The following is an 8,775-nucleotide window of genomic DNA, read 5'->3' on the forward strand; positions in this document are numbered from 1 at the left end:
GATCAGCGCTTCCTGGGCAGCGAAGCCCGGGTAGATTTCCACGCCCAGGTTCTCGGCCTGCTGGGCCAGCCAGCGGCACAGGTTGCCCAGGGAGATGATGTAGTTGCCTTCGTTGTGCATGGTCTTGGGCACAAAGAGGTCAGGAATCTTCTGCGCGCTGTCGGCGTTCTTCAGAACGAAGATGTCATCGCGTGTGACTGGGGTGTTCAGCGGTGCGCCGAGTTCTTTCCAGTCCGGGAACAATTCGTTCAGGGCCCGTGGTTCGAACACGGCACCGGACAGGATATGAGCGCCGACTTCGGAGCCTTTTTCGACCACGCAGACGCTGATTTCCTTACCGGCTTCGGCGGCCTTCTGCTTCAAACGGCAGGCGGCGGACAGGCCAGCGGGGCCGGCACCGACGATGACCACGTCGAATTCCATGTATTCGCGTTCCACAGGTTCTCTCCTACTCAAGGCTCATCGTTGTTGCTGGGTCTGTTGGGTGTCGAGCGGTCACGTACAGCTACGCTGGCTGTAGTTCTGAAGATGACGGACTACACCGCTTTGTCTTGGCCACGCATTATAACTACACCACCTGGCGGGTCCAATACAAACGTTTGTTTGAATTTGCCGAACCCCAGTAAAATCACTGAGCGGCGGCTGGAGGCTGGCCGATTTGCCGTATTGACCCCATAGGGCGTTACGGTCAAGATACGAGCGGTTTTACGCTCGCCGTATGCTGATCGGCGGATGCAGGTGCACCTCTAAAAACCAGGCGAAAAGCACGGCCGTCATGTCATGGCCCGCTTTGTAGTGAATTCTACACGTCACGTCAGAAAATTCCCCGCGGGTTTTACGCGACAGGTTGAAGCAGGGCGGTTCGGTCAACCCTGAATTTGCCCACGCCAGGATCGTTTTCAGAGGTGCCCTTGTACCCACGCGCAATCGCCGGGCCCGGCCCAGGCGACATTCTATTCACCGGAGAGTAACGAGGAATCCATGAAGGTTCTTGTAGCTGTCAAACGAGTGGTCGACTACAACGTCAAGGTTCGCGTCAAGGCGGACAACTCCGGCGTCGACCTTGCCAACGTCAAGATGTCCATGAACCCCTTCTGCGAGATCGCCGTCGAAGAGGCGGTACGCCTGAAGGAAAAAGGCGTCGCCAGCGAAATCGTCGTCGTCACCATCGGCCCGGCCACTGCCCAGGAACAACTGCGCACCGCCCTGGCACTGGGCGCCGACCGCGCCGTGCTGGTCGAGTCCGCCGATGAGCTCAACTCGCTGGCCGTGGCCAAGCTGCTCAAGGCCGTGGTCGACAAGGAACAGCCCCAGCTGGTGATCCTCGGCAAGCAGGCCATCGACAGCGACAACAACCAGACCGGCCAGATGCTGGCTGCCCTGACCGGCTATGCCCAGGGTACCTTCGCCTCCAAGGTGGACGTGGCGGGCGACAAGGTCAGCGTCACCCGCGAGATCGACGGCGGCCTGCAGACCGTTGCCCTGAACCTGCCGGCGATCGTCACGACCGACCTGCGCCTGAACGAACCCCGCTACGCCTCCTTGCCCAACATCATGAAGGCCAAGAAGAAGCCGCTGGAAAACGTCACCCCGGACGCCCTGGGCGTTTCCACCGCCTCCACCACCAAGACCCTGAAAGTCGAAGCGCCGGCAGCCCGCGGCGCCGGCATCAAGGTCAAGTCGGTGGCTGAACTGGTCGAGAAACTGAAGAACGAGGCGAAGGTAATCTAATGACTATCCTGGTTATCGCTGAACACGAGAACGGCGCCGTTGCTCCGGCCACCCTGAACACCGTCGCTGCCGCTGCCAAGATCGGCGGCGACATCCACGTGCTGGTCGCAGGCCAGGGCGTGAGCGCAGTCGCTGAAGCCGCCGCGAAAATCGCCGGTGTCGCCAAGGTACTGCTGGCCGACAACGCCGCCTACGCCCACCAGCTGCCGGAAAACATCGCACCGCTGGTGGTCGAGCTGGCCCAGGGTTACAGCCACGTGCTGGCCCCGGCCACCTCCAACGGCAAGAACATCCTGCCGCGTGTTGCCGCCCTGCTGGACGTCGACCAGATTTCCGAGATCATCTCGGTTGAATCGGCCGACACCTTCAAGCGCCCGATCTACGCCGGCAACGCCATTGCCACCGTGCAGTCGAGCGCGGCGATCAAGGTCATCACCGTGCGCGCCACCGGCTTCGACGCCGTGGCCGCCGAAGGTGGCTCGGCCGCGGTCGAGGCTGTGGGCGCCGCCCACGACGCGGGCACATCGTCCTTCGTCGGCGAAGAGCTGGCCAAGTCCGACCGCCCAGAGCTGACCGCCGCCAAGATCGTTGTCTCCGGTGGCCGTGGCATGCAGAACGGTGAGAACTTCAAGCACCTGTACGCCCTGGCCGACAAGCTCGGCGCCGCCGTGGGTGCCTCGCGCGCCGCGGTCGACGCAGGCTTCGTGCCCAACGACATGCAGGTCGGCCAGACCGGCAAGATCGTCGCGCCGCAGCTGTACATCGCCGTCGGCATCTCCGGCGCGATCCAGCACCTGGCCGGCATGAAGGACTCCAAGGTGATCGTCGCGATCAACAAGGACGAAGAGGCGCCGATCTTCCAGGTCGCCGACTACGGCCTGGTCGCCGACCTGTTCGAAGCGATTCCGGAGCTGGAAAAGCTGGTCTGATCCACCTGCTTCACTTATAAAGAAAACCCGGCCCTCACACACTGAGGGCCGGGTTTTTTCGTTCATGGGCAACAGGGAGGTCTGGGCATGGCGTGGTTTGGCCGAGCGGGTACAGTGCTGGCATGCACGGCGGCATTGCTGTCGCCCGCGGCAATGGCCGCAGGCAAGTGCGAGCGCCTGGTGGCAACCGGCAGTCCGGATGCGCCACCCTATTCGTGGCAAGACCCGAAGGATCCCCGGCACTTGATCGGCGCCAATGTCGACCTCCTGCGCCAGGTCGCGGGGGAGTTGGGGCTGGCAGTCGAGGTGCTGCATGCCGGCAGGCGCGAGCAGGCCCTGCAGGAAGTCCGCAGCGGGCGAATGGACCTGTTGATCGATACGCCATTGCAGAGCAGTGAACTGACCGCGCTGGACTATGTTCATCCGCCGCTTGCGCTCAACGACTACCTGGTCTGGACCCGGCATGATGCCGCGGTGGTCTACGACGGCCCCGCAGACCTTGCCCGGTACCGTGGCGCGGTGTCGGCCAAGGCCCGTCTGACGGCGGCCTTCGACGCCTTCGCCAAGGCGCAGCTCAAGCTCGAGGCCGCGCAGAACCTGACCCAGGCTTTCCAGAGACTGCTGCTGGGCCAGGTCGACTATGTGCTTGCCGGGCGCTATTCGGGCATGGCCATGGTGCAGAGCCTGGGCATGGGCAATGACCTCATCGCCCGTGGCCTGCCCTTGGACAGGCCTGGCTTGTACCTGGCCCTGTCGCACAACTCGGCCTGCAATGACGCTTGGTTGCGCGGACAACTCGCAAAAAAACTGACAGAATTGCCGGCCTCCGGTGTGGCCCAGGCAGTGCTGCAGCGTAATGTCGAGCGCTGGGAGGCACAGATGCAGGCACCGCTGGACGTCCCTAACCAGTAGGAAGATTGTGTGAGAATTCAACCGCTATTCCTTGCCCTGGCCCTGTTGGGTCTGGCTGGCTGTGCCAATGACCCGGCGCCGGTCGAGCAGATGCGTCTGTCCGAGCAGGCGCTCGCACAGGCCAAGGCCGTTGGCGCCACCGATCAGGTCGAGTCGCTCAAGACCGCCGAGGACAAGCTGGAGCGTGCGCGTGGCGACATGGCCACCGAAGACTATCGCGACGCTCGCATGCGCGCCGAGCAGGCCGAGCTGGACGCGCGCCTGGCTGAAGCGCGCGTACTGACGCAGAAGAGCGAAGAACAGCTGCAGCTGCTGCAGTCGCGCGTTACGCGCCTGCGCAAACAGCTGGAGGTGCAGCCATGATCCGTTTCACGCCATTGACGGCCTTGGCCGTGTTGGCCCTGGTGGGGTTGCAGGGTTGCGCCAGCCAGCGCAGCGAGCAGGCGCTGGATGAAGCCGGCGCTGCCTTCCAGAAGGTCAAGGACGACTCGGATGTGCTGCGCAGCGCCCCGCGAGACGTGATCCGCGCCGGCGAATCGCTGTCCCGCGCCGAGCGCCTGTCCAGCTACATCGGCAGCGGCGCCGACGTTCGCCACTATGCCTACCTGAGCCAGCGCTACAGCGAGATCGCCAGCGAGCACGCCAGGCTTGCAGGCAACCAGGAGCGCCTCACCAAGCTGGACCTCGAGCGCCAGCGGCTGCAGCTTGCCTTGCGCGAGGCCAAGCTGGCCGAGGTGCAGCAACAGGGCAAATGGGTCGAAGCCCAGATCGTCAGCCTGACCACCCAGGACAGCGATCGTGGCCTGGTCATGACCCTGGGCGATGTGCTGTTCGACACCGGCCACGCCGAGCTCAAGAACTCCGCCAGCCGCACCGTGCTCAAGCTGGTGCAGTTCCTCCAGCTCAACCCGCGCCGCATCGTGCGCATCGAAGGTTACACCGACAGCACCGGCACGCCCGAAGACAACCTCAAGCTGTCCCGCGACCGCGCGCAGGCGGTGGCCGACATGCTGGTCGACCTCGGTGTCGACGAAAAACGTATCCAAGTCGAGGGTTATGGTGACCAGTTCCCGGTCGAGGCCAATGCCTCCGAGCGGGGCAGGGCGCAGAACCGGCGTGTCGAGATCGTGTTCTCGGATGACAAGGGGAAGTTGGGCGCTGCGCGCTGAGTTGCATAATGATGGGGTCCGGTGCTTGCGCCGGACCGTGTTTTATCAGGCATCTCCTGCGAGCTGAGCGGCGAGAGATCGAGGCGCAGTGCGCGACTCCCGGTCCATGTCTTCAGGCCATTTGACCTTCGGCGCAAGTCGCAGCGCCAGGTTATACCAAGGCACATTGTCGTGGTCTCGAGGAGGCCCAGGTGTTGGTAGTTTGGATGGGCCGTGTTGCATGTAAGTGCAAATATATGCCCAGGCAGATTCGTCTGCGCCCATGGTGGTAAGAGGAAAGCGGTCAATAACGTTGTTTGTGCCTGGGTCAACGATAGATATTACAACTCCCCACGTTGTGATGATGCCGTGTGTCGTTGCCTTTCGTAGCTTCCATGATTCAGCACGAACTTGGGTCCAGTCGTAAGCTACAGTTTCGATATGTCCTGGTTCAAACGGATTCCACCACTGAAATTTAAAATTATAAGCGAATATTTTTTGGCGTGCACGATTGAGGCGAATCGGTTCGTCGCGAGGCGGGCTTAGGTCATGGCGCAAGGTTGTGCTAATTGTCCAGGCCGCCAGGGCGGTTGTTCCAATCCATAAGCTTATGACACCGAGGTGTTGCTGGTTGAAGGCTTGAGACAGATCCAGTAGGAAGAAATAGCTCGCCGCCAGTAATAGCGAGAGCCATATTAGAACTCCACGTCTGCGATTGGAGCTTCGTGATATTTCCAGATAGGTATCATCTATGTGGTTTGGGGTATCATATCCCAGCGTAGCTACCGTAAGTGACTGCCTTGTGGGGAAAGATAGATCGGCCTCCCAGCCGGCACAGGGTGGTGTTAGTCGCGGATTTTTCACTTTTTTCCCCACCCTGCTGAATCCATCTTGTCTTTTTTTACAAGAAGTCGAGCATGGCCGGCTTCATCAGAGCTATCCGGCCAATACGAAATCTCTAACTCCAGAGCATGGATGCGGTGGTTAGAAATCAGCGCGATCGAACCGCCGATGTTCAATTGCGCTGAACTGGTGTCTAGCTCGATCGTAGTCTCTACCGTCTTGGGGTCGTAATCGATATGGCGCTGTTGGGTTTGCGGAAATACACTTGAATAATCGTGGCTCGATGCGATTGTTTGGCTGTGGCGCTCGCTCGAGCGGAAGACTCGTAAGGTCCATGTGTATTTGGAAATATCAGGTTGGTAGTGAGGAAGTTTTAGAGTGTAGGTCAAGTATGCCCGAGCCGAGACGGAGGCGGCGTCGGCGAGGACTGCGCTCATTGGATCTGTAGATCCGTGTGTGGGATCGGTTACCAAGCGCACAACAATATCAGCCTCGGCGGTCATCCCCAAAGCAGCGGCATTGAGTGCGCCGATAGCCGTGTCGAAATGAATGGCTGATATCCATTGATGGGGTGTTTTTGGGGTACCCCACTTGCACGCTCGAACCCATAGCTCTAAACGAGTAGACTCCATCCTCTTCGCCCAAGTGGCAGTTGCAAATGCCGCGAGCCCAAGGATGATCGCGATTCCTAACGGGCCAAGGAGTATCGCTTGAGGTGCCATGACTCCGGCCACCCCAGTAACGGCGCCAGCCAACGATATGAAACTTGCAGCTCCGTATATGCCCGCTGACGTTCCGTCACTATTATGTGATGCTCGTCGCGCCGCAAATGCGTATTGCACTCCGTCTGCTATTGCGGTTATAGCCACGATCGCACCACCATATTGAGCAATCCTTGCACCCCTTCCCACCGTCTGTACTTGCCCCTTTATCTGTATCAGCGTTGTCAGGTCCGGCCTCAACACTTTTGTGGTGAAGCCGGCAATCTCGATTCCAAAGCCCATCACCCCGACCGACGTGGACCACACCGCCGCCAGCGCTTCCGGCTTTTCGCCCTCCGAGGCATTCGCCAAGGCCTCGTAGCTCTTGCGCAAACTGTCCTGCTGGAACCACAAACTGCCCAAACTCAGCAGCAGGTCGAACTTGCCCGGTCCAAGGCCGCCCAAGGGCTTGCGCATTCCCTGCAGGGCTTCCTTGGCCAGCTCGCGGGCATGGGCCGCGCTGATGCCGAGGTTGTGGATCCTGTGGGCCGCGCCGCCCTGCAAGCTGGCGGTGCCGATGCTCACCGCACGCACCGCATCGGCAACGCCGGCGCTGGCGCTCACGCGGAGTTTTTCCAACCGGGCCTGCAACGCCTCGGCGCTTTCCAGCGACCAGAGGGCGACGTTCACCAGCTTGCCGTGATTGCTTGGCACCGCGATGGCGATCGCGCCGCTGAGTACCATCGCCCGCACCTTGCGCTGCGCCGGCTTGCGGAACTGCTCGTCGAGCTGGCTGAGAAAAGCGTCGGTGCGCTCCTGCAGGGCCTCGTTGAGCAGCGAGAGATACTCGCCGAGGCGCAGCGACACCACGATCTGCGTGACATGCTGGCCGGTATAGCGCAGCAGGGCCGCGCTGTGCAGGTGGCCGACAAGGGCCTGGGTCTGCGATCCCAGCTGGCGGACCAGCACATTGCTGGCGTTGGCGGTAGCGGCGAGCAGTTGGCCAATGGCCTCGCGCACCGGCGCGACCCACAGGCGTTGGCCTTCCTGGGAGGTGATGGTGGTTCTGAGGGTGGCGTATACGCGGCCGAGGTCATCACCGGTCAGCGCGCTGGCGAGCTGCTGGACCAGCCCTTGATCCCTGGCCAGCAAGGCTTGATAGAGCAGGCTGTCGCGGTCTTCGAGCAGGTCTTGCCAGAGCCGCTGGGTGGCACCCAGCGCGGCGCCGTCCAGCGGCGGGGCCTCGCTGGGGCCGCCGGACAGGCACGGGGCGATCATGCGGATGAAATTCTCGGTGCCGCGCGGCCAGGCGGTGTCGTAATCGTAGCGGGTGGCCAGCTTGAAGATCGCCGAGTCGAACTGCTGGGCGTAGAGCTCACCGATGGCATCGACGGTCTTCTGCCAGGCAGCCTGTTCGCGCAGGTACTCCTGCTCGAAGGCGGCACGGGCGGCTTCATCGTAGCGTTCCTCCAGGCGCTCGCGGGCTTCCTGCTGCTTGATGGACGTTCTGCGTTCAGTCTCCGCCCCCAGGTCCACCGCAGGCAGCGTTACCTTGGCCGAAATCGGGCTGCTGTTCCACCGCTCTGTGTCCTGCTCATGCTTCTCGGCCTCTTCCGCCGCCTGTGCCGCCGCCCAGGCATCCTGCAACTGACGAATGCCCAGCAGCGCCTGCGAGGTGAACATCTCGAAGCGCCGCTGCGGCTCGGCACGCCATTCCTGCAGGGCGGTGAAGCAGGCGGCGCGCTGCGCATTGGCCTCCTGCACCACGCCTATCGGGTCGGGCAGCGTCAGCGCGAGGATGCCGTGCTCGAGCTGTTCGCGCTGTATCAGCGTGCGCACGTGGCCGCGCATCGCCGTCAGCCGCTGGTTGCGCGAATAGAAGCCGTGGGCGCTGGTGAAGTCGCCGGCGGCACCCTCGGTGTACTCCAGCACGTCGTGCAACTGCAGGTCCTGCCCGGTCATGGCCCGGCCGATGCTGGCGGGGTCTTCGCGCGCGGCCTTGAGGTCGATCCAGGTGAAGCGGTCGCTGGTGTCGACGCCATCGCTGCCACAACCGGTCAGGTAGCGGTCCAGCACCTCCTTGGACCACGGGTCGTTGGAGAAGGCGATCCAGGCGTTGCTGAACATCTGCGTGTCGATGTTGATGAAGGCGGCGGGAATGTCGTGATCCGCGGCAACGCAGCAGCGGCTCAGGGACGGCGGCGCCGCGAGCGGGGGCTGGTACGGCGGGAACTGGCGCAGCGCGCCTTCCGGGGTAACCTCGTAGGCCTGCCACTCCTGCAGATCAAGGACCACATAGACATAGCCGTGGCGCAGTGTGCGCGCCTGCTCCAGGCGCATGGGCAGCGCCCTGGCGCCGGGCTGCTTGCGCAAGGTGCCCGGCGCGGGGGCATAGGCGTTGCGCAGCAGCATGATGGGCAGGCCGGTGCGCTCGCAGACCTTGCAGCCGCCATTGGTGCAGAGCAGGTTCTGACGGGTGAGAATGCCGACGACCTCGCTGGTATTGTTGGT

8 protein-coding genes are annotated in these 8,775 nt (G+C 62.4%); 5 read left to right on the plus strand and 3 right to left on the minus strand.

All coding sequences use genetic code 11. The features are described 5' to 3' along the window. A partial coding sequence (locus VJS90_RS05260; protein WP_324119731.1) for an NAD(P)/FAD-dependent oxidoreductase occupies positions 1 to 438 on the minus strand: 438 nt, incomplete at its 3' end. Positions 439 to 981: 543 nt separating this feature from the next. On the opposite strand from VJS90_RS05260, the gene VJS90_RS05265 reads away from it, so the two are divergent. From VJS90_RS05265 to VJS90_RS05285, 5 genes are all read left to right on the plus strand, one after another. Then, positions 982 to 1,731 carry an electron transfer flavoprotein subunit beta/FixA family protein gene (locus VJS90_RS05265; protein ID WP_324119733.1) on the plus strand — a complete coding sequence of 250 codons (750 nt, stop codon included), beginning with the start codon at positions 982 to 984 and terminating at the stop codon, positions 1,729 to 1,731. Further along, entirely contained in the window at positions 1,731 to 2,660 is a 930-nt protein-coding gene (locus VJS90_RS05270; protein WP_324119735.1) for an electron transfer flavoprotein subunit alpha/FixB family protein, read from the plus strand. The genes VJS90_RS05265 and VJS90_RS05270 overlap by 1 nt, the downstream gene beginning before the upstream one ends. A gap of 87 nt (positions 2,661 to 2,747) precedes the next feature. Continuing rightward, a complete protein-coding gene (locus VJS90_RS05275; protein WP_324119737.1) occupies positions 2,748 to 3,572 on the plus strand; it encodes a substrate-binding periplasmic protein in 825 nt (274 codons plus the stop codon). 9 nt (positions 3,573 to 3,581) lie between these two features. Beyond that, positions 3,582 to 3,935: a DUF4398 domain-containing protein gene (locus tag VJS90_RS05280; RefSeq protein ID WP_324119739.1), complete on the plus strand. Its 354-nt coding sequence runs from the start codon at positions 3,582 to 3,584 to the stop codon at positions 3,933 to 3,935. Continuing rightward, the gene (locus VJS90_RS05285) at positions 3,932 to 4,741 is read left to right on the plus strand and encodes an OmpA family protein (protein ID WP_324119742.1); all 810 of its coding nucleotides are present in this window, start codon (positions 3,932 to 3,934) and stop codon (positions 4,739 to 4,741) included. Before VJS90_RS05280 ends, VJS90_RS05285 begins: the two co-directional genes overlap by 4 nt. Positions 4,742 to 4,786: 45 nt before the next feature. Here the strand turns inward: VJS90_RS05285 and VJS90_RS05290 are convergent, their stop codons facing one another. Both VJS90_RS05290 and VJS90_RS05295 read right to left on the minus strand, forming a co-directional pair. Continuing rightward, positions 4,787 to 5,596 (minus strand): DUF6708 domain-containing protein, encoded by an 810-nt coding sequence (locus VJS90_RS05290; RefSeq protein WP_324119744.1) that lies wholly within the window; start codon positions 5,594 to 5,596, stop codon positions 4,787 to 4,789. Continuing rightward, positions 5,581 to 8,775: T6SS effector BTH_I2691 family protein (locus tag VJS90_RS05295; RefSeq protein ID WP_324119746.1), on the minus strand; the 3,195-nt coding region annotated here is incomplete at its 5' end. The genes VJS90_RS05295 and VJS90_RS05290, both read right to left, overlap by 16 nt.

The organism is Pseudomonas sp. (assembly GCF_035277045.1).
In the GTDB taxonomy this organism is placed as follows: Bacteria; Pseudomonadota; Gammaproteobacteria; order Pseudomonadales; family Pseudomonadaceae; genus Aquipseudomonas.

Bases quoted from the DNA above. Each gene is read 5' to 3' on its own strand.
- VJS90_RS05275 (WP_324119737.1), top strand. From the start codon at position 2,748: ATGGCGTGGTTTGGCCGAGCGGGTACAGTGCTGGCATGCACGGCGGCA.
- VJS90_RS05265 (WP_324119733.1), top strand. From the start codon at position 982: ATGAAGGTTCTTGTAGCTGTCAAACGAGTGGTCGACTACAACGTCAAG.
- VJS90_RS05270 (WP_324119735.1), top strand. From the start codon at position 1,731: ATGACTATCCTGGTTATCGCTGAACACGAGAACGGCGCCGTTGCTCCG.
- VJS90_RS05285 (WP_324119742.1), top strand. From the start codon at position 3,932: ATGATCCGTTTCACGCCATTGACGGCCTTGGCCGTGTTGGCCCTGGTG.